Consider the following 25,539-nt stretch of genomic DNA (forward strand, 5'->3'; position numbering starts at 1 on the left):
TCCCGACAATCAACTCTCTCCCAGAGCTCCCATCCACGATCCCCTAACAATGACTCTGAGTGCTCCCCATTTCGTGAGCAAATGGTCTAAAATGCGAGCCTCATTCATGGAAGGGAACAACCGATGGCTACGAAACATAAGGTCGTCATGACTCCTCGTCCGGATCTGCGATCCTCAGGAGCTAAACGCGTCAAAGCTTATTACATGAAGACCAAGAGCGTTGATGCGTGTCTGCGGGCTTGCAAGACCCTCGGATATTCTCCCCGCGATCTAATGGGCATGATCCGATATTGGGTGTCGAAGAATGCAGCCCTGTCCTCCGGATCGAGGTCTTGGCAGAATTAGGCAAGTCCGCCCCTCCAGACGAACAAGGCTCCCGTTTTGGGAGCCTTTTTCTTTGCCCTATTCCCGCAGAAGGGCGAGGGCGTGAGACGTCCGGAGCGATCCCTAGCCTCGATCCCCGGCAATCAATCCTAGCCGCCTCCCTGCTCCGTCCATCCCAAGAAGATCGAGACGTCCGATACCCGGGCACCCCCGACGCCTCGCACCAATACTGCAACACAAGACTTCCGTGATCTGCCGCACGGACGCTGACTGCGACAAAACAACCCGACGGGCAAATCACTTCTGATTTACGGAAATCGTGTCAAGCCCCGAAACAAAAAATATTTCGCTTTCGCCGTCGGGCAAATCATCTCTACGAGTTTGCGTTATCCCGTCCCACTCAGAGGGGCGTCGGCCGTCGTCACGACGAGGGGCGGGCTGCGGTGGACGTAACAGTTGCGATGGACGGTCGCGGCTGAAGCGTACGGCGAAAGCGTGTGGTCCTGGCGCCCGTAACGGCGTCAAGTCTTGCGGAGCGATCTGCGAGGCGACGGTGGCAATAGAGGCCGTCTCACCGGGGAGAGCGCGTTATAAGCCGTAAAGCCATTGCGCAGGGAATGTCGGATGCTCTCCGCTGCCCTGTATGCTCGTGTGCAGCTTTCTTAGCACAATCGCACACGAGACCGCGGGTGCAGCGCGCATCCGGCATTCCCTGCGCCCTCTGATTGGAGAGGGCGGAGAATTTCTAGGCAAAGCTCGGGCGCAATGCGTCGCGAGAACGTCGAGGTGTGTCACACCCACAATTGTCGTCCCCGCGAAGGCGGGGACCCAGTATTCCAGAGACCGCAATGATTGAACCGAGAAGCCGCGGCGTACTGGGTCCCCCGCTTTCGCGGAGGACGACAGCTGCGTGTGGAGTCGCACGATCCCCCGTCATTGCGAGCGCAGCGATGCAATCCATGCCTCAGCAAGCGGAAATATGGATTGCTTCGCTGCGCTCGCAATGACGTGGAGAGAGCTCGTGTCCTCGCCCTCAACCTTCCTTCTTCGCCTTCGCCCGCAGCTTCATCTCGCGGTAGCGCGCCGCGCCGCCGTCGCGGTTGTTCTGCGGGCTGCGCTCGACGGCCAGCGCATCGTCGGGCACGTCCTTGGTGATGACCGAGCCCGAACCGATATAGGCGCCCTTGCCGATTTTCACCGGCGCCACCAGCGACGAATTGGTGCCGATGAAAGCGCCCTCGCCGATCGTGGTCTTGTGCTTGAAGAAGCCGTCATAGTTGCAGGTGATGGTGCCGGCGCCGATGTTGGAATTGGCGCCGACATGGGCGTCGCCGATGTAGGAGAGATGGTTGACCTTGACGCCGGCTTCGAGGTGAGCGGCCTTGGTCTCGACGAAATTGCCGATCCGCGCGCCATCGCCGAGCGAGGTGCCAGGCCGCAGCCGCGCATACGGGCCGACGGACGCCTTCTTGCCGATCGAGGCCTGCACGATGTGCGAGAACGAATGGATCACCGCGCCGTCGGCGATGGTGACGCCGGGACCGATCACCACGAACGGCTCGATGGTGACGTCGTTGCCGAAGGTGGTGTCGGCGGCAAGATGCACGGTTTCCGGCGCGATCAGCGTCACGCCGGCGTCGAGCGCTGCCTTGCGCAGCCGCGCCTGCATGACCGCTTCGGCTTCGGCGAGCTGAGCTTTGGTATTGATTCCGCGGACTTCATCCTCGCTGGTTTCAATCACGACGGCCTCCAATCCCATGTCCCTGACGAGAGTTACCGCATCGACGAGGTAATACTCGCCCTTGCTGTTGGCATTGCCGATCCGCTCGAGGATCGAGAGCGCCTTCTTGCCGTCGAACGCCATCACCCCGGCATTGCACAGCGTCACCTTGCGCTCCTCGGCGCTGGCATCCGCATGCTCGCGGATCGCCACCAGGTGATCGCCTTCGATCAGCAAGCGGCCGTAACCGGTCGGGTCGGCGGCGCGAAAACCGAGCACGGCGAGGGCTGCGCCCGTCTCCAGCGGCGCGCGCATTCGCGCAAAGGTCTCGGCCGATATCAAAGGCGTATCGCCGAAGGCGACGATCAGGTCGTCGGCGCCACGCACCAGCGCCTCGCGGGCCGCCAGCACCGCATGCGCGGTGCCGAGCCGTTCGCGCTGGATGAAGGTCGCGGCATCGGGGCGTATCCGCGCAACCTCGTCGGCGACCGCCTTGTGGTCCGGTCCGATCACGACGGCGACCGAGGCGCCCGCGCCTTTCGGGGCGGCATTCAGCACATGCGCCAGCAGCGACTGGCCGGCGACGGGGTGCAGCACCTTGGGCAGCGAGGAGCGCATCCGCGTCCCCTCGCCGGCCGCGAGCACCACCGTCAGGCTGGATCGAGCAGTCATGAGAAGTCCTCAAATATCAGGCCAAAGGCAACGGCGCCGTCTTTAGGTGTTTTCGCTGTGAGTGGAAACCCGATTCGCCGTCCCGCAAAGTTCCGGATTCAAGATCATGGCAGAATTCCTGTTAATGTTTGACCTGTGATTCGGCAGGCCTCGGGAGGGCCAAGGACGTTTGGCCAGGAATTCCGACCATCGCGCTGGCGGCCTCGAGACGGACGATACCGGCGGCGTGCTGAGCGGCTTTCTGGCCGAGGAAGAGGATCTCGACCGCCGCGCGCTGTGGCGGCTCGGATCGTGGGGCGTCGGTGCGGTGGCCGCGGTCGTCGTCGCCGTGATGGCCAACCAGACCCAGTTTGGATGGAAGCGCGACCAGATGGCCGCGACCGATCTCAGCCAGCGAGCGCAGCAGATCCAGAATGTTGCCAATCAAACGGAACGCGAGGCGCGGCGGCTCGCCGCGGCCATCGATACGCTCAACAGCGATCGCGACCGGCTCTATGCCCGCGTCACCGGCCTGGAACGCGGGCTGGACTCCGTGACCGGGTCCATCGCACGCCAGAATTCCGCCGCGGCATCGCCCGCTGCGGCTTCGCCGGCCGAGCCCCAGGCTATCCAGGCCGCGCAAACTCCCGCCCCCACCGTCGCGCCGGTGACGACGCAGACGGCTGCGGCAACGCCTGACAAACCCGTTGCCAATCCAATTGCTGCCGAACCCGGCCCGGCGGCGGTTTCATCCGTTGCCAAGGATCCGGCTAAAGACCTTGGCAAGGAGACCGCCAGGGAAACCATCAAGACCGAGCTGCCGAAGATCGAAGCAAAGAAGACCGACCCGATAAGGTCTGAAGCCGCCAAACCTGAATTGGCCAAAGCTGAGGCGGTAAAGCCTGAAGCGGTTAAGTCCGATACGGCGAAAATCGATACCGTGAAGATCGAAGCTGTGAAGGCCGACGCTGCGACGCCGGCTACGCCGCTGGTCGCCTCGCAGTCGTTCATGGCGCCGCCCGATCCGTCCGCCACCAAACTGGTCGAACCCAGCAAGCCCCTGAGTTCGGTGATCGCGAGCCCGATCCCGGAAGTGATGGCGGCCGCTCCTGGCACGGACGCCGAGACCGACGAGGAAACCGGTCCGAAGGTTGCAATCCAACGGACTCAATTCGGGGTCGATCTCGGTACCGCCAATTCGGTCCCCGGCCTGCGCGCGCTGTGGCGCGGGCTGTTGAAATCGAGATCGAACGCGCCGCTTGCCGCGCTCCGCCCGATCATCGTGATCAAGGAAAGCACCAACGGGCTCGGCATGCAGCTTCGGCTGGTGGCCGGTCCCATCAACGACGCCGGAGCTGCCGCCCGGATCTGCGCCGTCCTGACCGAAAACAAGCGGAACTGCGAGACGGCGATCTTCGACGGCCAACGGCTGTCGCTGACCGGCGACAACCCGGCGCCAGCGCCCGGCGCAAAACCCGCACCGCGCCGGCGGGGTGCGGTGGCGAAACGAGCGGCCGTCGTCGTGGAGGACCCGGCAAAGAAGCCGGAAACGTCGGCAACGACCGCGGTCTCGTCCTGGTTCGGCAAGCGGGGCCAATAGATATTTCATTGCAATACAAGGGGTTGCGGCCAGACTCTGATCTGTTTTTGCTACCCCTTAATGTCCTGTGGTGGCTTGTCCCGGCGGCCATTCCCGACCATATTCGCCCCGCCATCCATCCATCCAAGCTCGAGAAAATGCCGCTGTGAAAAAAACTCCGTTCCGGCTGACGCCCTATCAGGTGCAGTTCCTGTTGGTGGTCGGCTTCATCACCGTCGGCTACGCGCTCTATCTGCGCTATCTCGCGGTCGAGTTCTCGACCGTCGCGCTGGCGTGCGACGCCGGCCTGCAGACGATGATCTGCAAGGCCCGCACGCTCGCCACCACCCTGTTCAAGAATTCGGTGTTCGGCATCGTCGCCCTGATCATCGCGGTGCTTCACGTGATGCGGCCGTCGATCGTGCTGCTGACCGGCGGGCTGATCGCAGCCGGGCTCGGGATCGTGCTCTATAATGTCGTGCTGTCGGGGATCGCGATCGGGCTGCTTATTTTGGGGTTTGCGCGGCCCGCGCCCGCCACAGCGTAAGCGCGAGCAGGAAGTAGATCGCGCACGTCCACATCGCCTGCCAGTTCTGCGGGCCTTCGTTGAACGCGATATAGAGCGTGGCCACCACGAGCAGTCCGGCAAAGGCCGATTCGGCGATCGGGCGCGTGCCCTCCTTCGGCCGGTTGACCAGCATCAAGGCGGCAAACGGCACCACGGCCATGGTCAGCGAAGCGAACGGAAAATCGCGATAGCGCGGATCGAACGCAAAACCGAGCGCGGTCTCCGCGCCGATCACCGTGGCGACAACCAGCGTCAGGCCGAGCAGCACGGACAGCACCGATCCGGTCCGGCCATCGCGCGGGCCGAGCAATTCGAGGAAGGTCGGCAGCGGCCGTCCCGACATCGCAGCGTTGGCGCAGAGCATCGGCGATGCGATCGCGGCCGCCAGCAGCGCGCCCCATTGCAGCCAGCCGCCGGTGCCGTAGCTCTCATAGAACATCTTGTCGGCGGCGACGCCGAGCAGCATGCCGGAAATCGTCGCCGAGGTGCCGACCGCGAGCCAGGCGGCCAGCCGCGGCTGCCAGGGCCGCCGTCGCAACGTCAGCCAGCCCGCGAGGAACACGAAAAAGCTGAGCGCCATGCCGCATCCCATCTGCAGCTTCCAGAACGGAAAATTGCTGATGGACTCACCGGGCGGATACTTCACCGCCCGCTGCGCCGCGTCGATCAGGCCCCAATAGCCGCCGACGGTGCCCTCGAGCTGGCGCTTCCACGGCTGGTCGTAGGCCTCGATCAGGTTGACGCGAAAGCCTTCGCGCTTGGCGAGGTCGAGAATTTCGGAAACCACGCGCGCCTGGTTGGTGCGCGACGGCAGCGCGCCCTCGCGCATCCGCCCGGCGCTGGGCCAACCGGTCTCGCCGATCAGGATCTCCTTGCCCGGAAAGGCGACCGCCATCCGCTTGCGGATCGAATCGACATGGGAGGCGGCAAACTTTGCGCGCACCGGCATGTCTTCCCAATACGGCAGGATATGAATCGTGACGAAGTCGACGGCGTCGTAGATCTCACGGTTGCGCAGCCAGAATTCCCATACATCGGCATAGGTGACGGGAATGGTGACCTGCGGCTTGACCGCGCGGATGTAGGCCGCGAGATCCGACGTCGTCATCTCGCCGCGCAGCAGCACTTCGTTGCCGACCACCAGCGCGGTAATGACCCCCGGATATTCCTTGGTCAGGCCGACCGCGATAGCGATCTGCGAATAGTTCTTGATCCGGTTGCTGCTGAGCCAGATGCCCTGAATGACCTTGAGCCCGACCTTGGCGGCGATGGCCGGAACCTGGTCGAGCCCGTTCTCAATCGAATAGGTGCGCACGCAATCGGTGATCTTGGCGAGTTGCGTCAGATCCTGGGTGATCTGTTCGGCATCGATATGGGTGGTCGGCACCAGCGGCGTCTGCTCGCCCCGGAACGGCGCATAGGAAACGCATTGCAATTTAGCGTTGGGATCGATCGGGGCGCGCACGAGCGTGATCGGGGTGGCCAGCCACCACCACAAAGCCGCGATCATACCTAGCGATGTCAGGAGAAGCGCCAGCGGCGTACGAGAAGAAATCGGTTCCATCCTCCGGGCGGGGACCGTCGATTAGCCGGTCACCGGCGTTCTGCCAAGAGTGATCTATCAGGAGGATAGACCTAATCCAAACAGCTCATCCAAAGAGCTGGTCCAGTGCTAGTCCAAAGGGCAGATCAAAGTCCTCCTCCACCTCTTCCCTGCGACGATTTTACCACGTGACGATAAAGTTGTGACTTTGCTGGACAAATTCCGAAATAACCGTCATGGGAATCTGGCAGCGTCTCCGCCGCAATGGAGACCTATTTGGACGGCAACTAGCCAAGCCATCACGAGCCGTGGGAATTGCCTTTTCGGTAATTCAGCGGCCATGTAACAAGTCGGGGAATGTATGCGTCGAAGTGGGCCTGATCTCAAAAGTGCGGTTTTGCGCCACCTCGCCGTTGCAGGCCTTGTCCTCCTGATCGGATCAGGCGGGGTTTTGGCCCAGAGCGGCACCCCCGCCCCGGACCAGCCCGGCAAGCCCCCGGCGGCCAATGCGGCCGACGTGAACCGGGACAACCAGCGCAAGACCGACGAATTCGTCGAGGCCACGCAGGCCATCAACGGTCCGGCCGGAAACCCGGAATGCGTCTGGCTCGGCCGCCGCGTCGTCCGCCTGATGTGGCTCGACGACCTCGATACCGCGTTCCGGCACCTCGACCTCTATGACCGGTTCGGCTGCCCCGGCGGCCACGTTCAGGCCACCTTCCGTTGCCTGACCCGGTTTGGCGGCCAGATCGACCCCAAGGTCGCCGAAACCCTGTCGAGCCGTATCCACGCTTGCTGGATCAATCCGGGGGCCCAGCCCCAGGCGGCTGCAGCTGCCGCCAGCCCGGCCGCGCCGGCGGCCGCCGGCAATGCGGCGCCAGCGCCAGCCGCATCCCCCTCGCCGGCCCCCAGCGCCAGCCCCGCACCGGCGAAGTAAATCGCCAGTCGGACCAACGGCAACGCTCGCACGGAACGAACGGGATTATTCAGCGTTTGTTCAAGTCCGCGCCCTTAAAACGCCATGGCGTCATATCAGTTGTGAATTCGTGCGGCAGGATTATCCTTAATCTCGCCGCCGTGCCGGTCGAACCTAGGGGACGGGTTCGCTTTCCCCCATGCAGGCCCCGTTATGGTTTAACCACCGATGCGCGCCGTCGTCGCCGTTCTGCTGTTTGTGACTGCAGCTCACGCTGCGTTGTGGGGTCTGTTCCAGGAAAAGCAGCCGGCGCCCGATTTCCGCGGCATTTTGCCGAGTGTCTCCTACGCGCCGTTTGAGGGATCTGCGCATCCCGACGTCGACAATATTCCGCAAGTCGAGAAAATCCGCGCCGACCTGAAGAAGCTGTCGACGATGACGCGGGCGATCCGCCTGTATTCCTCGACTGGCGGCGTAGAACTGGTTCCGCCGATCGCTGCCGAATTCGGCCTCAAGGTCACGGTCGGCGCCTGGATCGACAAGAATTCCGACCGCAACGAACGCGAAATCGACGCGGCGATCAGCCTCGCCAAGCGCAACAGCAATGTCATTGGCGTCGTCGTCGGCAACGAAGTGATTTACCGCGGCGAGCAAAAGGTCGAGGACCTGATCGACCTCATCAAGCGGGTCAAGAAATCGGTCAATGTTCCCGTTACCACGGGCGAGATCTGGAACATCTGGCGCGACAATCCGGAACTGGCCTCGTCCGTCGACTTCATTGCCGCCCACGTGCTGCCCTATTGGGAAAACTTCACGGACAAGCAGGCCGTCGACCAGGCGGTCTACCTCTACCAGCTACTGCGCGAGAAATTCCCGGGCAAGCGGATCGTCATCGCCGAATTCGGCTGGCCGAGCGCGGGCTATAATTTGAGGAATGCCGAGCCGGGCCCGTTCCAGCAGGCTTCCGTGCTGCGCAACTTCGTCGCCCGGGCCGACGCGATCGGCATGGATTACAACATCGTCGAGGCGATCGATCAGCCCTGGAAATTCTTCGAAGGCGGCGTCGGCCCCTATTGGGGCATTTTGAACGCGTCGCGCGAACCGAAATTCGCCTGGACCGGCCCGATCGTAAACGAGAACTACTGGAAGCTCGCGCTGATCGCCGTTCTCGTTGGCATCCTGCTATCGCTGCCGATCCTGCGCCTCGACCGCCCGACAGTCATGCAGGCCGTTATCTTGTCGGCCGCGGCAAACGGCGTCGGCGCCTGGACGGCCACCGTGTTTGCCTATTGGGATGGGCACTATTTCGTATTCGGCTCGGCCTTCGCGCTGACGTTGGGCCTGATCCTGCTGGTGCCGCTGGTCCTGATCGCGATGGCGCGAATCGAGGAGATTGCGGCGGTCGCCTTCGGCCGCGGCCCACGCCGGCTGATTACCAAGAGCGCGCCGCTGGCGCCCGCCACCATCGGCGAGAACGTCGCCTTCCCGAAGGTGTCGATCCACATTCCCGCCTATTTCGAGCCGGTCGAGATGCTGAAGCAGACGCTCGATGCGGTGTCGCGGCTCGACTATCCGAACTTCGAATGCGTCTGCATCATCAATAACACGCCCGACCCGGCATTCTGGCAGCCGATCCAGGATCATTGCCGTACGCTCGGTGAACGATTCAAGTTCATCAACGCCGAGAAGGTGCAGGGCTTCAAGGCCGGCGCGCTTCGCATCGCGATGGAGCGCACCGCGGCGGACGCCGAAATCATCGGCATCATCGACGCCGACTATGTCGTGCATCCGGACTGGCTGAAGGACCTCGTCCCTGTGTTCGCGGACCCGCGCGTCGGCCTGGTGCAGGCGCCGCAGGAGCATCGCGACGGCGACCTCTCGCTGATGCACTACATCATGAACGGCGAGTATGCCGGCTTCTTCGACATCGGCATGGTCCAGCGCAACGAGTTCAACGCGATCATCGTGCACGGCACGATGTGCCTGATCCGCCGTTCCGCGATGGATATGGCTGGCGGCTGGTCCAGCGACACCATCTGCGAGGACACCGATCTCGGGCTGACCATCCAGCAACAGGGCTGGCTGACGCATTACACCAACGTCCGCTATGGCGAGGGCCTGCTGCCCGACACCTATGAAGCGTTCAAGAAGCAGCGCCATCGCTGGGCCTATGGCGGCTTCCAGATCGTCAAGAAGCACTGGCGGCGCTTCCTGCCCGGCGCAAGCCGGCTTACCCCCGATCAACGCCGGGAATTCTCGCTCGGCTGGCTGAACTGGCTCGGCGCCGAGAGCCTTGGCGTGGTGGTTGCGATCCTCAATCTGATCTGGGTTCCGATCGTGGCGTTTGCCGACATCGCCGTTCCCGACAAGATCCTGACATTTCCGATCATCGCCTCGTTCGTCGTCTCGCTGGTGCATTTCATCGCGCTCTATCGCCTGCGCGTGAAGATCAAGGCCGGCCAGATGCTGGGCGCCATGATCGCGGCGATGAGCGTGCAATGGACCGTGTCGCGCGCCGTTGCCCAGGGCCTGATAACCGAGCACCTCGCCTTTGCCCGCACCTCCAAGGGCGGCCTGTCGCGGATGTCGATCGAATTCCAGGCGTTCTGGGAAGCCGTGATCGGCGTGCTGCTGCTGATTGGCGCTGCCGTGCTGGTCGTCACGAACGGGTACAAGCAGGTGCACGAAATCTACGTGTTCGCTGCCGTGCTGGTGTTGCAAAGCCTGCCGTTCCTGGCTGCGGTCGCGATCGCGCTGTTGGAAAATTCCCGCACCAACTCGTTCGCCTTCTGGCGCAACAGCGCGGTGCGGACGGCGGAACTGATCGGGATCCGGCCGGTCCGGCTGCCGACGGTCGCGCGCCCCTCCCAGCCGGTCGCATCCGAGATTCGCCGGGAAGCCAATTAACGGACGGTGAATCGATCGGCGCAGCCTGCTTGAAGAAGCCGAACTAACCGCAAGCCGAACCTCAGGAATTTGGATCGCACAGCCCATCATTTTCTGGCGCCGGTGCTATTGACCCGCAGGGGTCCGCCCCCTACACAGCGCGTCGAGTGAGCGCGTAGCTCAGGCGGTAGAGCACGTGACTTTTAATCATGGGGTCGAGGGTTCGAGTCCCTCCGCGCTCACCATGAAATCGGCCAAAACTTGAATTCCGGCGGTTCGCTGCGGATGCCGCCCGAGCGCGCAAGACCACCGACCGCTGGCCATTGATCATCTGCATCCGCGACGCGGTTAAACCCAGCGCTTGCGGCGGCGGTAGGACTTCATGTCGCGAAAGCTCTTGCGGCCATCCGAAGACATCCCGAGATAGAACTCCTTGACGTCCTTGTTCTCCGCCAAAGCCCTGGCCGGGCCGTCCATCATGATACGGCCGCTTTCCAGGATGTAGCCGTAGTCGGCGTATTTCAGGGCGACGTTGGTGTTCTGCTCGGCCAGCAGGATGCTGACGCCTTCCTTCTGGTTGAGGTCGCGAACGATCTCGAAGATCTCGGCCACGATCTGCGGCGCCAGGCCCATCGACGGCTCATCGAGCAGCAGCATGCTCGGCTTCGCCATCATCGCGCGGCCGATCGCGATCATCTGCTGCTCGCCGCCCGACGTGTAACCCGCAAGACTGGTCCGGCGCACCTTGAGCCGCGGAAAGTAAGCATAGATCCGGTCAAGGTCCTCGCGCAGCTGCGCCCTGCTGATCGACCGCGCATAGGCGCCGGTAATCAGGTTTTCCTCGGCCGTCAGATGGCCGAAGCAGCGCCGTCCCTCCATCACCTGCACCATACCCATACCGACCAGTTCGCCGGGCGTGAGCTGGTCGGTTCGCTGACCGCGGAATTCGATCGATCCCTTGGTCACCGCACCTCGCTCCGATGCCAATAGCGTCGAGATCGATTTCAGCGTCGTGCTCTTGCCGGCGCCGTTGCCGCCAAGCAACGCCACGATCTTGCCTTGCGGCACCTCGAGAGAAACCCCCCGCAGCACGAGGATCACCTGATTGTAGATCACCTCGATGTTTTTCACCGCAAGGATCGGGCCGGCGCCAGTGGCGGCGGGACGATCGGCAGCGGATTTCAAAGCGACGTTCATGGCGATTTACCTCGGTGAAAACTTCGCGGAGTTGAAGGATGGGAGGGCACGGCCCTCCCATCCCAAGTCTTTCTTCCAAAGTCATCTTCAGCCGATCAGTTCGGGCAGTCGCGCAAGGTGATGTTGTTTTCCTTGGCGTACTTTTCCGCGGACTCTTCGATCAGCGCGCGGATCATCTTCGGATCGTTCGCTCCCATCCAGTCCTTGGTCACGATCTGGAACTTGGCTCCGTCCCACTGCATCATGTGGAACGTGCCGGCCCCCTCGTGATTACGGCAGGTCAGCTTGTAGGGCGGAAGCATGCCGTCGATACCGAGCTCCTTGCGCTTCGCCTCGCTCGTGTAATCGAGCGCTTCGTAGCCATCGCGGAATTCCGCACCGTTGACCGGCTTGCCCACCTTGTTGTGGATCTTCTGCGCATTACGCAGCGCCTCGACGTAGTTGACCGCCGCGATGACCCCGCGATTGTAGTAAATCGTGCCGACGCGGGCCGGGTTCTGCATATTGCCTTTGCCAGCGCCTTCGCTGTACAGGACCTTCTCAATGTCGGCGATCAGCGGGAACTGCTTGCCCGGCAAGACCATCGCGACAACGTTGGTGTCCTTTGCCTGTGGGCCGCCGGCGATCATGTCTTCTTCGGCGCCGCCGAAGGTGACGAAGATGATCTTGTTACGCGGGAAGCCGACGCGGGCCGCGGTCGTGAGGGCCGTGCCGCTCATGCCGGCGCCGGCGCCCCAGAACGTAACCCAGTCGGCCTTCGCCTGGCGGATCTGCAGCCATTGCGACTGCTGCTCGAGGCCCGGAGGAGCAATCGGGATTTCGATCAGGTTGACGCCCCAGACCTTCGCGATCTGGCGCATCGCCGGGAGCGGTTCGCGGCCGTAGGCTGTGTCGATGTGAAGGTGCACGATCGTCTTGCCCTTCATCTTCTCGATGCCGCCTTCCTTCTGCTGGATGAAGTTCAGCTTCATGGCGATCTGCGACCAGTAATTGGCGGTCGCGCCGAATACCCACGGCCAAACGCGACCGTCGGCGGCGTCGGTGCGGCCGTACCCGGCCTGCGCCAGCACCACGTTATCGGCCGCTACACGGCCGATCACCGCATAGGCCAGTGGCGTGCCATAGGGATCCCACAGCAGCATCTTCTGATCGCCTCTGTTCAAGAGGCGCTGGTAACATTCGACACTGCGGGCCGCGTTGTATTCCGTCTCGCACTCTTCGTAGACGAGCTTCACGCCGTTCACGCCGCCGTGCTTGATGTTAACGTAGTTCAGATAGTCGATAACCCCGCCGAAAATACCGGTGCCCATGGCGTTGTAGGGACCGACGCGCATGCTTGCCACCGGAAAATATTGTTCCGGTTGCTGAGCCATCGCTGGCGTGGACACGATTGCCGCTGCCAGGATGGCACCCGCGGCCGCGCCCCCGGACAATCCCCGGCGAAGTATCTTCTTGCTAAGCATCCTAGTTCCTCCCGATGTTGCGATACGTTTGACGTGTACCGTTTCTTCTTGTTGATCCGTCGAATCGATCTAGTGCTTGAACGGCCACAGGCGCAGCCGCTCCTTTGTGAGCTGCCAGAGCCGCGCAAGCCCCAGCGGCTCGTAAATCAGGAACGCGATGATCATGACCCCGAAGATGATCTGTTCGAGCGCCGAGGCGATGCTCGCATCGACTGATTTGCCGAACACGGCGTGGAAGAACACGTTGAGAAAGATCGGCATCAGCAGAATGAAGCCGGCCCCCAGGAACGAGCCCATGATGGTACCGAGGCCACCGATGATGACCATGAACAGGATTCGGAACGACAGCTCGATCGTGAACGCGGAAGGCTCCACCGTTTGCAGATACGCGAATGCAAACAGCGCGCCGCCGACGCCGCAGTAGAATGAACTGATCGCAAAGGCCTGCAGCTTGGTGCGCAGCAGCGAAAGTCCCGTCACCTCCGCGGCAACGTCCATGTCGCGCACTGCCATCCAGCCGCGCCCCACGCTGCCACGGGCCATGTTTTTGGCAAGCAGCGCCAGGACCAGCACGAACACCAGAACCACCCAGTACTTCTCTCGCGGACTGGAGAAGTCGTGGCCCAGTATCATGATCTTCTGGGCGGTGATGACGCCTGCCGGATCGTAGTTTTTGAACCACGCGAATTTGTCGAGCGACCATACGATGAAGAACTGCGACGCGAGGGTCGCCACGGCGAGATACAGGCCGCGGATGCGCAAGCTGGGCAGGCCGAAGGCGATGCCGACGAGCGCGGCGCAGATACCCGACAGCACGACCGCAGCGACGAACGGAATGCCGGGCACGCGCAGTATGAAATTGTAGCAAGCGAAGGCGCCGACGGCCATGAAGCCGGCGGAGCCGAGCGAGAGCTGACCCGCATAGCCCATCAGGATGTTCTGACCGAGCGCCACCAGAGACAGTATCAGCCACGGGATCAGGATCGCGCTGAGCCAATAAGCATTGGCCACGAAAGGGATCAGTGCGGCGGCAACCAACAGGATCGCCATGCCGATGCGGTCCTGCCGCAGCGGCAGGATCTGCGAGTCCTGCGCGTAGCTGGTGCGGAACTGGCCGGCTTCTCTGTAGAACATGCTTGTATCCTTGGTTGGCCGGGTCGTTAGACGCGTCGAATGATTTTTTCGCCGAACAAGCCTTCCGGCCGCACCAGCAGGAACAGAACAGCCAAAACGTACGGAAACCAGACTTCAACGCCGCCGCCGAACATCGGCCCGAAATAGACCTCGACAATCTTTTCCGAAGCGCCGACCAGAAGGCCGGCAACGATGACACCGGGCACGGAAGTGAATCCGCCGATAATCAGGACGGGCAACGCCTTCAGCGCCACCCATACCAGCGCAAACTGCACGCCGCTGCGCGCGCCCCACAACATGCCCGCGACCAGCGCGACGACGCCGGCCGTCGCCCATACGAGCATCCAGATGTGCTTGAGCGGAATGCCGATCGAGAGCGCCGCCGTATGATCATCTGCAACCGCACGCAAGCCGCGGCCGACTTTGGTACGCGAAAACAGCAGCGCCAGCGAAGCCACCATCACGGACGCGACGATGCCGGCCGTGATGTCGAGCTGGCTGATCAGCATGCCGGTCTTGTCCATCACCCAGTTGATCGGTTCGTCGCGGATACCGAGATCGAGGTTTCTCACGTCCACGCCCCAAACAAGCTGCGCGACACCCTCGATGACGAACGAAAGCCCGATTGTCGCCATCAGCAAGGTGTCTTCGTTCTGACTGACCAGCGGGCGCAGTACGAACCGCTCGGTAGCCATGCCGACAAGCACCATCACACCGATGGCGACCGGCAGCGCCGCCCAGAACGGTAACCCCTTCTCCATGACACCGACGAAGGTCAGGACGGCGAAGAACACCATCGATCCCTGCGCGAAGTTGAAGACCGACGAGGCCTTGTAGATGAGCACGAAACCGAGGGCGACCAGCGAATACATGATCCCCGACAGCAACCCGCCGACCAGAACCTCGATGAAAAACGAAATATCGAACATTGCGGTTCCTCAGTGTGCGACGCCGAGATATGCGTCGATGACATCCTGGTTGGACCGCACCTCGTCGGGCGTGCCGTCACCGATCTTCTTGCCGTAATCGAGCACGACGACGCGGTCGGAGATGTCCATCACCACGCCCATGTCGTGCTCGATCAGCACCATGGTGGTGCCGTAGTGATCGTTGACGTCGAGAATGAAGCGGCACATGTCCTGCTTCTCCTCGATGTTCATGCCGGCCATCGGTTCGTCGAGCAGCAGGATCTTGGGCTCCGCAGCAAGCGCGCGTCCCAATTCCACGCGCTTCTGCAAGCCGTAGGGCAGACGCGATACGGGGGTCTTGCGAATGTGCTCGATCTCGAGGAATTCGATGATCTCCTCGGCGGCTTCCCGGCTTTCGGCTTCCTGGCGCCGGGCACGGGGCAATTGCAGGGCCACTTCCATGAAGGTGGCATGCGCACGCAGGACGCGCCCCGCCATGATGTTGTCCAGAACCGACATTCCCTTGAACAGGGCGATGTTCTGAAAGGTCCTGCTGATACCGAGGTTGGCCGCTTCGGTCGGCGTCATCCCCGCGAGACGCTCGCCCCGGAGCGTGATGGTGCCCTCCTGGGGGACGTAGACGCCATTGATGACATTGAGCATCGAGCTCTTGCCGGCGCCGTTCGGACCGATGATCGCCCGCACCTCATGCTCGAGCACATTGAAGCTGATGTTGGTCAGCGCCTTGACGCCGCCGAACCTCAGCGAGATCGAGTCAAGCTCCAGAATCGGTGCGCCGACCGCGAAAGCACGCTGCGACGACTGCAAAACGGTGGACGTGCTCAAGCTGCGCTCCTGATCTTCGTGCCCGCGAGAACTTTCGCGTCGCGGATTTTCATGTCGGTTGTTGCCGCGCCCGTATGGCCACCCGCGACATCGACGCTCACCGTCGCGTGCCCCCCATACATGGCGTCCACCAGCGGCCGGTAGCGCTCGGCGATGACGGTGCGGCGCAGCTTGCCGGTGCGGGTCAGCACACCGTCATCGGCGCTGAGCTCGCCGTGCAGAATCAGAAAGCGGTGGATCTGCGCCTTCGACAGCGCATCGTCCTGCGCCAGGTCGGCATTGACCCTGGCGATGCTGTCGGCGATCAGCCCGTACACCTCGTTCTGCGACGCGAGATCGGCGTGCCCGGTATAGGAAATGCTCCGCTTGTCGGCCCATCTGCCGACCGCGGCCATGTCGATGTCGATGAGCGCACAGACCATGTCACGCCCGTCGCCGAAAACCACGGCGTCCTTGACGTAGGAGACGAACTTGAGCCTGTTTTCGAGCAGCCGGGGCGCATAGGGGGTGCCGTCGTTCAGGGCACCGATATGCTTGACGCGATCGATGATCCGCAGATGCCCGTCATCGTCCAGATAGCCGGCGTCACCGGTGTGAAACCAGCCTTCGGCATCCCTGGCCCGCTTCGTGGAGTCCGGATCGCGGTAGTACTCGCTGAACATCCCGGGTGAACGCACCAGGATTTCACGCTGAGCGGTGAACTTCAGTTCGACGCCGTCGGCTGCCGGCCCCACCGTATCCGGCTTGACCTGTCCGTCGCGCTGCATCGCCACAAAGAACCCGGTCTCGGTCGAGCCGTAGAGCTGTTTCAGGTTGATGCCGAGGGTGCGAAAGAAGGTCACAAGATCAGGAGCGATCGCATCGCCGGCGGTGAACGCCACGCGCACTTTGCTCAGTCCGAGGACGTCGCGCAGCGGGCCATAGATCAAGAGATCGCACACGGACTTCGTGAGGCGGTCGCCAAGGGATGCCGCCTCGCCGGTCGAAGCGCACGCAGCAATACGGTGGGCTGCGGCCATTCCACTCCGGTACAGGCGCCGGTTGAGGCCACCCGCATCTTCCATGCGCATCGTTACCTGCGTAAGCAGGGCTTCGAGCACGCGAGGTGTCGCCAGGAAATAGGTCGGGCCCATCTCGCGCATGTCGGCGAGCATCGTGTCCGACGATTCGGGACAGCAAACGCAGTAGCCCACGACCATCGGCTGGACGTAGCTGAAAAGATTCTGGCCGATCCAGCCCGGCGGCAGATAGGCCATGGCTACATCGGTGTCGGTCAGGCTCTCGGTTGCGGCGGCCACCAGAGCACGGCCGATCAGCGCTCCATGGGTGAGGACAACGCCTTTGGCGGGACCGGTGGTGCCCGAGGTGAGGAACAGGAAGGCCGCATCCTGGCCGCTGCCCCGCCTGGCCTCTGCCTGCAGGTCGCTCCCCTTCGCGGCGGCAAGCTCCCGGCCCTGCTTCAAGAGGGTATCGTAGCTGACAAGCTCAGGCCGGTCGTAATGGCGCATGCCCCGGTCCTTGTCGTAGACGATGCTGCGAACCGTTGGGCAGCGGGGCAGAATCTCCAGCAGCTTGTCGACCTGTTCCTGGTTCTCGGCGAAGATGTGGGTGATTTCGGCGCTCTGCACCGGAGCGACCATTTCGTCGGCCGTCGCATCCTGATAGAGCGGCACCGCAACCGCGCCCAGCCAATGCGCCGCGCACATTGCCGTATAGAGGCGCGGCCGGTTGTCGCCCACAAACGCGACGTGCGCGCCGCGTTGCAAGCCGCGCGCCGACAGTGCCGCCGCCAGCGCGGCCGCCTCGTCAGCCAGTTCGCGCCAAGTCACGGTACGCCAGATGCCGCGCTTCTTTTCCCTTAGCGCCGGACGCTCGCCGCGCAGCTTTGAATGGCGAAGCAGCAGCTTTGGAAAAGTGTCTGGTTCTACTTCGATCGCCATCTACTGGAGTCCTCAATGCCTGGCAAATTGGTGCTCCGCCTGCGCTGCTATCGCGGCGCGCAGGCGAAGCTGATCGCGAACTCGCGATCGGCGAAAACTGCTGAGTACGACGATGGACTAGGTTCAACGGCTCGCTGGCCTGGCGCCACCGCAAGTGCGCGGAGCGGATAACCAGCCAGATCGGGCACGAGACCGCGCCTTACTCGCCCGCTAGCTTGTTGATTGTTTTTGTAACGACATGCAGATCCCCCCAAGATTTTGCAGCTCAGGGTGCGTTGCACACGCCCCCGGCTTTTCTTCTTAGGAGCAACTGCCGTGCCAATCGGACGACCAAGCAAATTCAGACAGTTAGGAGAGTCGATCACGGCAATCGGGACATAATGTCCTGACTGAGCGGACAAATTGTCCGTCGGGCTTCAGTTAGATTCCGGCAGCCAGACCGTGAATGCGGTCCCCTTCCCGGGCTCGCTCTCGACCGAGATCTTGCCGCCCTGCCGCGTTACCAGCGTCTGGCTGATGGAAAGCCCAAGTCCGGTTCCTTCGCGCCGCTTGGTCGTGAAGAAGGGGTCGAAGACCCTCTGCATCACTTCCGGGGCCATCCCAACCCCGGTGTCTATGATTTCGATGGCGAGGCCCGGCCTGTCATCGAGATCCGTGTCTGATGTCCGGAGCGTCAGCATGCCGCCGTCAGGCATGGCATGGATGGCGTTGACGATGAGATTGACGATGACCTGCTGCAGTTCCGTCCGGTTCATCAGCACGAGCCGGGTGGAACGGTCGTCCCTGACCACGATGATCCTGGCCTTGTTCAAGAGGTGGCGGACCAGCGGCAGCGAATCCGAGATGACATTGTCCGCGGCGTGGCGCTCGACGTAGCCGGCATATTCCTCCGGCTTGGCGAACTGCAGCAACCGGCTCACGATCTGGCTGATGCGGTGAATCTGCTCGTCGAGCAGATTGAATTCGGTTCGCGCGAGATTGGCCTTCTCGCCCATCACGTCGCGGATGACGTCGAGATTGCCCTGCATCACCGCGATCGGATTGTTGATCTCGTGCGCGACACCCGCGGTGACCTCGCCGATCGTGGCGAGCTTTTCGGACACGATCAATTGCTTGGTCGTGGCTTCGAGCTGCCGGTTCGCGAGCTGGAGCTCCCGGGTGCGCTCGTCGACCCGTGCGTTGAGTTCTTCGTTCCATTCCCGAAGCTGACGGTCCCTTACCTGCAGCCGGCTCAACAGACTGTCGAGATGCGACGCCACCACCCCGATCTCGTCGTTGACGACGGGAAGATCGGTGCGCGCGCCGAGATCGCCGCTCTCGACCTTGTCGATCGTATCCGTCATCCGCTCCAGCGGTTTGAAGATCGCGCGCGCCCAGCGAAGGAAAATCGGCACGATCGCCGCCGTGATGGCCAGAAACGCGATCAGAATGATTGCAAGCGTGGTATATCGGGCCTTGATGAACGGGGCTTCGAGAAAGCCGACATAGAGCATCCCGACCCGCTTGCCGTAGCTGTCGATGATCGGCTCGTAGGCCGAGATGTACCAGTCGTTGACGACGAAGGCGCTGTCGAGCCAGGTTTTGCCCTGGTCCAGCACCGTCGACCGCACGGCGCCCGACACCCGAGTGCCGAGCGCGCGCCGGTCCTCGAACAGGCGCACATTGGTGGTAATCCGCACGTCGTCCAGGAACAGCGTGGCCGTTCCCTGACTTCCCGCAGGCAAGCTCGCAGCGCGATAAACCAGGTCGTTGATGGTATCGATGAACACGAGGTTCTGGTTCAGCAGCAGCCCACCGACGAGCGCCGCCTGCTGCCGACCGTTCAGAGAAACCGGGCTGGCCGAATGGACCACCATGCCGCGGGTTTCCGCGTCCCGGTCGGTCGGGACCGCGTTCGGGGTCGGTACGAGTTCGAGCCTCGCCCTCTCCGCAAGTCCGCGCGCGATGTCGCCGAGTTCGCTATTGGCAAATATGTCGATCGCGATTGACGGCGTACCCTTCAATGCCGATACGACAACCGGCCAATCGTGCCGGATCGACGGCAAGGGAATTTTGGGCGCCGACGCCATGATCTTCCCGTCGCCATCCGCAAGGTAGAGAAAATCGAGACCCAGTGCCTTTCGCCTGTCCTCGAGCAGCGCGTCGAGGTCTGCACTGCTCTCCGCTGCGACGACGTCACGAAAGCGGGCGGAGAGACCGAGCGCCTGCAGGTGCTCGCTGGTGTATTCGAGGATTCGAGCCAGGTACTGATGGGCGATGGTGAGATCGCCGTTGACCTTCGAGATCAGCGCCGCGTTGAATTTCTCGTTCCATCTGACGACGGCAACGCCAAGCAGCAGCGGCAAGATAACCAGCATCGGCAGCAGGGCGATGGCGAGAAGGCGGAAGCGGACCGAGCGTCCCCGAACGGGTGACAACGGGGTTTCGGGGCGCTTAAGCATTCGACAGGGCGAATTTGCGATCGATTGTCTTGCGTGAAATGCCGAGCCTTCGCGCCGCCTCGTCCTTGTTGCCGCCGGTCTCCCTCAGCACGGCCAGGATATGGCGCCGCTCCATTTCGGCGAGGCTGTCGGTGCCGGGCGTTTCGACGGCGTTGCCGCCAAAATCGTCGGGGAACTGTCCGAGGATCAACGTACGCTCGATGACATTGCGCAACTCGCGCACATTGCCCGGCCAATCATACCTGGCAAGCGACGCCCTCACGGAATCGCCGATCATAACCTGCGGCATGCCCAGTTGCTGCGAAAGCTTGCGCATGAAAACCGTGGCCAGCGTTTGCACGTCGTCTTCGCGATCCTTCAACGGCGGCAGACGGATCTGCATGACGTTGATCCGGAAGAAGAGATCGGCCCGGAAACGTCCCTTCTCTACCTCCTTCTCCAGTTCCGCATTGGTTGCGAAGATGAACCGCAGATCGACCGGGACCTCGCGCTCGGAGCCGACCGGACGCACGCGGCGATCCTCCAGTACACGCAGCAGCTTGCTCTGCATCGCCAGCGGCAGTTCGCCGACCTCGTCGAGAAACAGCGTTCCGCCCTGCGCGTGGGTGAACAGCCCGGCGCGGCTTCCCTTGGCACCGGTGAAGGCGCCTTCCAGATGACCGAAGAACTCGCTCTCCATCATGTCAGGCGGAATTGCCGCACAATTGACCGGTACGAAGGGCTTGTCAGCCCGGTCCGAGAGTGAGTGGAGCGAACGCGCCGCGACTTCCTTGCCGGTGCCCGACTGGCCGGTCAGCAGCACCGAGGTGGGCAACGGCGCGACGCGGGCCAGCGTCTCGCGCACGCGCCGGATCGCCGGCGACTCGCCGAGCAGCCGGTCGCGCAGCAGCATGTGATCCGAAGCCGACCTGAGCTCGTAGCGCAGTACGTAGTTTTCGCGCTGCAGCCTGTTTCGCTGCAGGCATCGTGCGACCGCGTTCAGTATCTGGTTGGAGCGGAACGGCTTCAGCACGAAGTCGACGGCGCCGGCCTGCAGGGCGCGGATCGCCGTTTCGAGATCGGCGAAGGCCGTCATCAGGATCGCATCGGCGAAGAACCCGATCGCGCGCTGCTCGGTCAGCCAATCGACCCCATGACGGCCCGGCATCACATTGTCGAGAATGACGACGTCGAAGTAGTTGGCATCGAGCTTGCGCGACGCCTCTTCGGTATCGGCGGCCTCCTCGATGCGTTTGCAAAGCGGTCCGAGCGTGCGCACCAGAAAGTTGCGCATGCCGGGTTCGTCATCGACCACCAGGATCGACGCCTGCGCGAGCCACGGTCCAAATTCGGGATCGCCCAGCTTCTCCTGGCTTTTCCGTGCCGCTTCCCCCCGCAAAGAATTCCCCCCGGCCTCCTGCTTTTTTTACACCTTAGCCGTGCCGGTCCGGCACGTACAGGTGGTGTCCTTCATCACAAAGCAGAATAAGTACCGGTTACCCAAAGGGGGGCGAAGCCAGTCAGGATCGCGTTGTCTTCAGCGCCTCGATCGCCTTCATCACGTCCGGATCCAGTCCTGTCCCTCCAGTGTCGAGATGGGCCAGGATCGCGCTACGCATCCTCGGATCCCAGAACTTCCTGATATGATCGGCAATGCCCGGCACCGCCTTGTCGTGGCCCTGGCTCTGGAAAAACTTTCCAATCTGATTGGCCATGTAGATCAGCCGGTCAGGCGACATGGGCGGCTCCCTCAGCGGCGACGCCGGCGCTGATCCGGCCGGGGTGGGTGAAGACTTCGAACCCGTCGCTACGGGCAATGGCGGCAAGCGTGATGCCGGCGGCATCCGCCGTCCGTACCGCCAACGCCGTCGGCGCGGAGACGGCAACCATCAGCGGCGCGCCCATCGCCGCGGCCTTCTGCACCATCTCGACCGAGACGCGGCTGGTCAGCAGCACCATGCCTTCGCCAGGGGAAGTCCCCTCCTGCGCCAGCGCCCCCGCCAGCTTGTCGAGCGCGTTGTGCCGGCCGACATCCTCACGCAGTGCAACATTGCCGCGTGCGGGCGTCCAGAACGCCGCGGCATGGACCGCGCGGGTCTCGACATTGATCTTCTGCAAGGGCGGCAAGCTCTGCATCGCCGCCATGACCTGTTGTGGCGAGAATGATCGGCCTTGCGCGACGACGGCCGCCGGCCGGACCGCCTCCGCGATGGAATCGATGCCGCACAATCCACAGCCGGTGGGCCCTGCAATATGCCGCCGCCGTTCGCTGAGCTGGTCCGCTTTCGATTGCGCCAGCCACATTCGCAGCTCGATGCCGTCGTCGAGGGAGACGATGTCGAGGGATTCGATCTCCCGAGGCGATCGAACGATCCCCTCGCTGAGGCTGAAGCCAATGGCGAAATCCGCAAGATCCTGCGGCGTCCCCATCATGACGGCGTAAGTGCCGCCATTATAGGTTAGCGCAAGCGCGGTTTCCACCGGCACGATCCTCGCGCCATCGGTCTGGCCAATGTCGCGCCAGACCAGACGATCCAGCATGCGAACCGGGTCGTGCATGGTCACTCCGCGGCTTCCACGACAGGCGCAATACGACGCGAGTGACGGGCCTGCTCGTCATAGGCCTTTTGCCAGTCCGACGGACCGTTCGACGGCGAGATCTGCACCGCCGTAACCTTGTATTCAGGACAATTGGTCGCCCAGTCCGAATAGTCCGTCGTGATGACGTTGGCCTGCGTGTCCGGGTGATGGAAGGTGGTGTAGACCACGCCCGGTGCCACGCGGTCGGTAATCTCCGCCCGCAATGTGGTCTCGCCGGCGCGGCTCTTGAGCCGCACCCAGTCGCCGTCGCGCACGCCGCGCTGCTCGGCGTCGTGCGGATGAATTTCAAGCAGGTCTTCGCTGTGCCAGACGACGTTGTCCGTGCGGCGCGTCTGCGCACCGACATTGTACTGGCTGAGGATGCGGCCGGTGGTCAGCAGCAGCGGGAAACGCGGCCCGGTGCGCTCGTCGGTCGGAATGTATTCGGTGATGACGAACTTGCCCTTGCCGCGAACGAAGCCGTCGATATGCATGACCGGCGTGCCCTCCGGCGCCTCCTCGTTGCAGGGCCACTGGACCGAACCGAGTTCTTCGAGCCTGGCGTAGGATACGCCGGCGAAGGTCGGCGTCAGTGCCGCGATCTCGTCCATGATCTGCGAGGGGTGATCATAGTGCATCTCATAGCCCATCGCCTTGGCGAGGCCGAGGGTGACTTCCCAGTCGGCGAGGCCGTTGCGCGGCGTCATCACCTTGCGAACGCGCTGGATGCGCCGCTCGGCATTGGTGAAGGTGCCGTCCTTCTCGAGGAAGGTCGATCCCGGCAGGAACACATGGGCGTAGTTCCCGGTCTCGTTGAGGAAGAGATCATGCACGATAACGCATTCCATCGACGACAGCGCCGCCACCACATGCTTGGTGTTGGGGTCGGACTGCAGGATGTCCTCGCCCTGCACGTAAAGGCCCATGAAGGTGCCTTCGATCGCGGCATCGAACATGTTGGGAATGCGCAGGCCCGGTTCGGGATTGAGCTTGACGTTCCACATCGCCTCGAACTGGTCGCGCACCGCCTCGCCGGAGATATGACGATAGCCCGGCAATTCGTGCGGGAATGAACCCATGTCGCAGGAACCCTGCACGTTGTTCTGGCCGCGCAGCGGGTTCACGCCGACGCCGGGCCGGCCGATATTGCCGGTCACCATCGCGAGATTGGCAATGGCGATCACGGTGGTGGAGCCCTGGCTGTGCTCGGTGACGCCGAGCCCGTAATAGATCGCGCCATTGCCGCCGGTGGCGAACAGCCGTGCCGCGGCGCGCAATTCCTTGGGGTCGACGCCGGTCATGATCGCGGTTGCTTCCGGGGAGTTCTTCGGCAGGGCAACGAAGGCGGCCCAGTCCTCGAACTCGCTCCAGTCGCAACGCTCGCGCACAAAGGCTTCATCGGCGAGTCCTTCGGTCACGATGACGTGCGCCAGCGCGGTCAGCACGGCGACGTTGGTGCCGGGCATCAGCGGCAGATGGTGCGCCGCCTTGAGATGGGGAGCCTCGACCATTTCGGTGCGCCTGGGATCGATCACGATCAGCTTCGCACCCTGACGCAGCCGCTTCTTCATGCGCGAGGCGAAGACGGGATGCGCAGCCGCCGGATTGGCGCCGATCACAATGATCACGTCGGTATGTTCGACCGAGTCGAAATCCTGCGTGCCCGCGGACGTGCCGAATGTCGTCGACAGGCCGTAACCGGTGGGCGAATGGCAGACGCGGGCACAAGTGTCGACATTGTTGTTACCGAAACCGCCGCGGATCAGCTTCTGCACGACGTACACATCTTCATTGGTGCAGCGGGACGAGGTGATACCGCCGACGGCGTCGCGACCATACTTCTGCTGAATGCCCTTGAACTTGGCGGCAGCAAAGCTGAAAGCCTCATCCCACGACACCTCCTGCCAGGGATCGTCAATGCTTTCTCGGATCATCGGCTTGAGAATGCGTTCCTTGTGGGTGGTGTAGCCCCAGGCGAAGCGGCCCTTGACGCAGGAATGACCGCGGTTCGCCTTGCCGTCCTTGTACGGCACCATGCGCACGACTTCCTCGCCGCGCATTTCCGCCTTGAAGGTGCAGCCGACGCCACAATAGGCACAGGTGGTCACGACCGAATGCTCCGGCTGGCCGATCTCGATCACCGATTTTTCCGTAAGCGTCGCGGTCGGGCAAGCCTGCACGCAGGCGCCGCAGGACACGCATTCGGAGCCTAGGAAACTTTCGCTCATGCCGGGCGACACCCGGCTGTCGAAGCCGCGGCCGGAGATCGTCAGCGCGAAGGTGCCCTGCACTTCCTCGCAGGCCCGGACGCAGCGCGAGCAGACGATGCACTTCGACGGATCGTAGGTGAAGTACGGGTTGGACTCGTCCTTCGGCATCCAGTCGTCGTTGTCGCAGCCATGCGACTTGGCGAAAACATGGTTCTCGCCTTCATAGCCGTAGCGCACGTCGCGCAGGCCGACGGCGCCGGCCATGTCCTGCAATTCGCAATCGCCATTGGCGGCGCAGGTCAGGCAATCCAGCGGATGGTCGGAGATGTAGAGCTCCATCACGCCCTTGCGGAGCTTCTTCAGCCGCTCGGTCTGGGTGTGGACCACAAGGCCATTCATGACAGGCGTGGTGCAGGATGCCGGCGTGCCGGCGCGGCCATCGATCTCGATCAGGCACAGGCGGCAGGAGCCGAAGGCGTCGACCATGTCGGTGGCGCAGAGTTTCGGGATCTGCGTGCCGGCTTCCATCGCCGCGCGCATGATCGAGGTGCCCTCGGGCACGGTGACGCTGTTGCCGTCGATGGTCAGCGTGACCATCGTCTCGGATCTGGAGCGCGGTGTTCCAAAGTCGGTTTCATGGATCAATGACATTGC

The 25,539-nt window shown here is 62.9% G+C and carries 17 protein-coding genes and 1 tRNA gene; 5 read left to right on the top strand and 13 right to left on the bottom strand.

The genetic code is table 11. From position 1 onward, the window contains the following. Positions 1 to 1,357: 1,357 nt before the first annotated feature. Complete coding sequence (gene glmU, locus ABIE49_RS00975) at positions 1,358 to 2,716, bottom strand: bifunctional UDP-N-acetylglucosamine diphosphorylase/glucosamine-1-phosphate N-acetyltransferase GlmU (RefSeq protein WP_192736037.1); 1,359 nt, start codon at positions 2,714 to 2,716, stop codon at positions 1,358 to 1,360. A 169-nt stretch (positions 2,717 to 2,885) separates the two neighbouring features. Here glmU and ABIE49_RS00980 point away from each other — a divergent pair, with 169 nt between their 5' ends. Together ABIE49_RS00980 and ABIE49_RS00985 are read left to right on the top strand one after the other, a co-directional pair. Continuing rightward, on the top strand, positions 2,886 to 4,295 hold the full coding sequence (locus ABIE49_RS00980) for a hypothetical protein (protein WP_192736038.1): 1,410 nt from the start codon (positions 2,886 to 2,888) through the stop codon (positions 4,293 to 4,295). 145 nt (positions 4,296 to 4,440) lie between these two features. Then, positions 4,441 to 4,821, top strand: a complete 381-nt coding sequence (locus ABIE49_RS00985; RefSeq protein ID WP_192736039.1) for a hypothetical protein — start codon at positions 4,441 to 4,443, stop codon at positions 4,819 to 4,821. Here the strand turns inward: ABIE49_RS00985 and ABIE49_RS00990 are convergent. Further along, positions 4,781 to 6,406 carry a glycoside hydrolase family 17 protein gene (locus ABIE49_RS00990; RefSeq protein WP_192736040.1) on the bottom strand — a complete coding sequence of 542 codons (1,626 nt, stop codon included), beginning with the start codon at positions 6,404 to 6,406 and terminating at the stop codon, positions 4,781 to 4,783. The genes ABIE49_RS00985 and ABIE49_RS00990 overlap by 41 nt on opposite strands. A 340-nt stretch (positions 6,407 to 6,746) precedes the next feature. Here ABIE49_RS00990 and ABIE49_RS00995 point away from each other — a divergent pair, with 340 nt between their 5' ends. From ABIE49_RS00995 to ABIE49_RS01005, 3 genes are all read left to right on the top strand, one after another. Next, entirely contained in the window at positions 6,747 to 7,322 is a 576-nt protein-coding gene (locus ABIE49_RS00995) for a beta-1-3, beta-1-6-glucan biosynthesis protein (RefSeq protein WP_192736041.1), read from the top strand. Positions 7,323 to 7,529: 207 nt separating this feature from the next. Next, complete coding sequence (locus ABIE49_RS01000; protein WP_192736042.1) at positions 7,530 to 10,208, top strand: glycosyltransferase; 2,679 nt, start codon at positions 7,530 to 7,532, stop codon at positions 10,206 to 10,208. Between the two features lie 148 nt (positions 10,209 to 10,356). After that, positions 10,357 to 10,432: transfer RNA gene (locus ABIE49_RS01005), tRNA-Lys, on the top strand. Positions 10,433 to 10,535: 103 nt separating this feature from the next. On the opposite strand, the gene ABIE49_RS01010 is transcribed toward ABIE49_RS01005, so the two are convergent. The 11 genes from ABIE49_RS01010 to fdhF all read right to left on the bottom strand — a co-directional run bounded on the left by ABIE49_RS01010 (position 10,536) and on the right by fdhF (position 25,536). Beyond that, positions 10,536 to 11,384, bottom strand: coding sequence for an ABC transporter ATP-binding protein (locus ABIE49_RS01010; protein ID WP_192736043.1), 849 nt, complete (start codon positions 11,382 to 11,384; stop codon positions 10,536 to 10,538). Between the two features lie 95 nt (positions 11,385 to 11,479). Beyond that, on the bottom strand, positions 11,480 to 12,847 hold the full coding sequence (locus ABIE49_RS01015; protein WP_192736044.1) for an ABC transporter substrate-binding protein: 1,368 nt from the start codon (positions 12,845 to 12,847) through the stop codon (positions 11,480 to 11,482). A gap of 69 nt (positions 12,848 to 12,916) precedes the next feature. After that, on the bottom strand, positions 12,917 to 13,981 hold the full coding sequence (locus ABIE49_RS01020) for a branched-chain amino acid ABC transporter permease (RefSeq protein WP_192736045.1): 1,065 nt from the start codon (positions 13,979 to 13,981) through the stop codon (positions 12,917 to 12,919). Positions 13,982 to 14,007: 26 nt separating this feature from the next. Further along, positions 14,008 to 14,910 (bottom strand): branched-chain amino acid ABC transporter permease, encoded by a 903-nt coding sequence (locus ABIE49_RS01025; protein ID WP_192736046.1) that lies wholly within the window; start codon positions 14,908 to 14,910, stop codon positions 14,008 to 14,010. A 9-nt stretch (positions 14,911 to 14,919) separates the two neighbouring features. Further along, positions 14,920 to 15,735 (bottom strand): ABC transporter ATP-binding protein, encoded by an 816-nt coding sequence (locus ABIE49_RS01030; RefSeq protein WP_210337263.1) that lies wholly within the window; start codon positions 15,733 to 15,735, stop codon positions 14,920 to 14,922. Beyond that, on the bottom strand, positions 15,732 to 17,675 hold the full coding sequence (locus ABIE49_RS01035; protein ID WP_192736047.1) for an AMP-binding protein: 1,944 nt from the start codon (positions 17,673 to 17,675) through the stop codon (positions 15,732 to 15,734). Before ABIE49_RS01035 ends, ABIE49_RS01030 begins: the two co-directional genes overlap by 4 nt. A 416-nt stretch (positions 17,676 to 18,091) precedes the next feature. Beyond that, positions 18,092 to 20,116, bottom strand: coding sequence for a sensor histidine kinase (locus ABIE49_RS01040; RefSeq protein ID WP_192736048.1), 2,025 nt, complete (start codon positions 20,114 to 20,116; stop codon positions 18,092 to 18,094). After that, complete coding sequence (locus ABIE49_RS01045) at positions 20,109 to 21,494, bottom strand: sigma-54-dependent transcriptional regulator (RefSeq protein ID WP_192736049.1); 1,386 nt, start codon at positions 21,492 to 21,494, stop codon at positions 20,109 to 20,111. The genes ABIE49_RS01040 and ABIE49_RS01045 overlap by 8 nt, the downstream gene beginning before the upstream one ends. A 121-nt stretch (positions 21,495 to 21,615) precedes the next feature. Then, positions 21,616 to 21,834, bottom strand: coding sequence for a formate dehydrogenase subunit delta (locus tag ABIE49_RS01050; protein ID WP_192736050.1), 219 nt, complete (start codon positions 21,832 to 21,834; stop codon positions 21,616 to 21,618). Beyond that, entirely contained in the window at positions 21,824 to 22,654 is an 831-nt protein-coding gene (gene fdhD / locus ABIE49_RS01055; protein WP_192736129.1) for a formate dehydrogenase accessory sulfurtransferase FdhD, read from the bottom strand. The genes ABIE49_RS01050 and fdhD overlap by 11 nt, the downstream gene beginning before the upstream one ends. Before the next feature lie 2 nt (positions 22,655 to 22,656). Then, positions 22,657 to 25,536, bottom strand: a complete 2,880-nt coding sequence (gene fdhF / locus ABIE49_RS01060; protein WP_192736051.1) for a formate dehydrogenase subunit alpha — start codon at positions 25,534 to 25,536, stop codon at positions 22,657 to 22,659. Positions 25,537 to 25,539: the final 3 nt, after the last annotated feature.

This window comes from Bradyrhizobium sp. OAE829 (assembly GCF_040546575.1).
In the GTDB taxonomy this organism is placed as follows: Bacteria; Pseudomonadota; Alphaproteobacteria; order Rhizobiales; family Xanthobacteraceae; genus Bradyrhizobium.

Bases quoted from the DNA above. Each gene is read 5' to 3' on its own strand.
- glmU (WP_192736037.1), bottom strand. From the start codon at position 2,716: ATGACTGCTCGATCCAGCCTGACGGTGGTGCTCGCGGCCGGCGAGGGG.
- ABIE49_RS00990 (WP_192736040.1), bottom strand. From the start codon at position 6,406: ATGGAACCGATTTCTTCTCGTACGCCGCTGGCGCTTCTCCTGACATCG.
- ABIE49_RS00995 (WP_192736041.1), top strand. From the start codon at position 6,747: ATGCGTCGAAGTGGGCCTGATCTCAAAAGTGCGGTTTTGCGCCACCTC.
- ABIE49_RS01000 (WP_192736042.1), top strand. From the start codon at position 7,530: ATGCGCGCCGTCGTCGCCGTTCTGCTGTTTGTGACTGCAGCTCACGCT.
- ABIE49_RS01010 (WP_192736043.1), bottom strand. From the start codon at position 11,384: ATGAACGTCGCTTTGAAATCCGCTGCCGATCGTCCCGCCGCCACTGGC.
- ABIE49_RS01015 (WP_192736044.1), bottom strand. From the start codon at position 12,847: ATGCTTAGCAAGAAGATACTTCGCCGGGGATTGTCCGGGGGCGCGGCC.
- ABIE49_RS01020 (WP_192736045.1), bottom strand. From the start codon at position 13,981: ATGTTCTACAGAGAAGCCGGCCAGTTCCGCACCAGCTACGCGCAGGAC.
- ABIE49_RS01025 (WP_192736046.1), bottom strand. From the start codon at position 14,910: ATGTTCGATATTTCGTTTTTCATCGAGGTTCTGGTCGGCGGGTTGCTG.
- ABIE49_RS01035 (WP_192736047.1), bottom strand. From the start codon at position 17,675: ATGGCGATCGAAGTAGAACCAGACACTTTTCCAAAGCTGCTGCTTCGC.
- ABIE49_RS01040 (WP_192736048.1), bottom strand. From the start codon at position 20,116: ATGCTTAAGCGCCCCGAAACCCCGTTGTCACCCGTTCGGGGACGCTCG.
- ABIE49_RS01050 (WP_192736050.1), bottom strand. From the start codon at position 21,834: ATGTCGCCTGACCGGCTGATCTACATGGCCAATCAGATTGGAAAGTTT.
- fdhD (WP_192736129.1), bottom strand. From the start codon at position 22,654: ATGCACGACCCGGTTCGCATGCTGGATCGTCTGGTCTGGCGCGACATT.
- fdhF (WP_192736051.1), bottom strand. From the start codon at position 25,536: ATGTCATTGATCCATGAAACCGACTTTGGAACACCGCGCTCCAGATCC.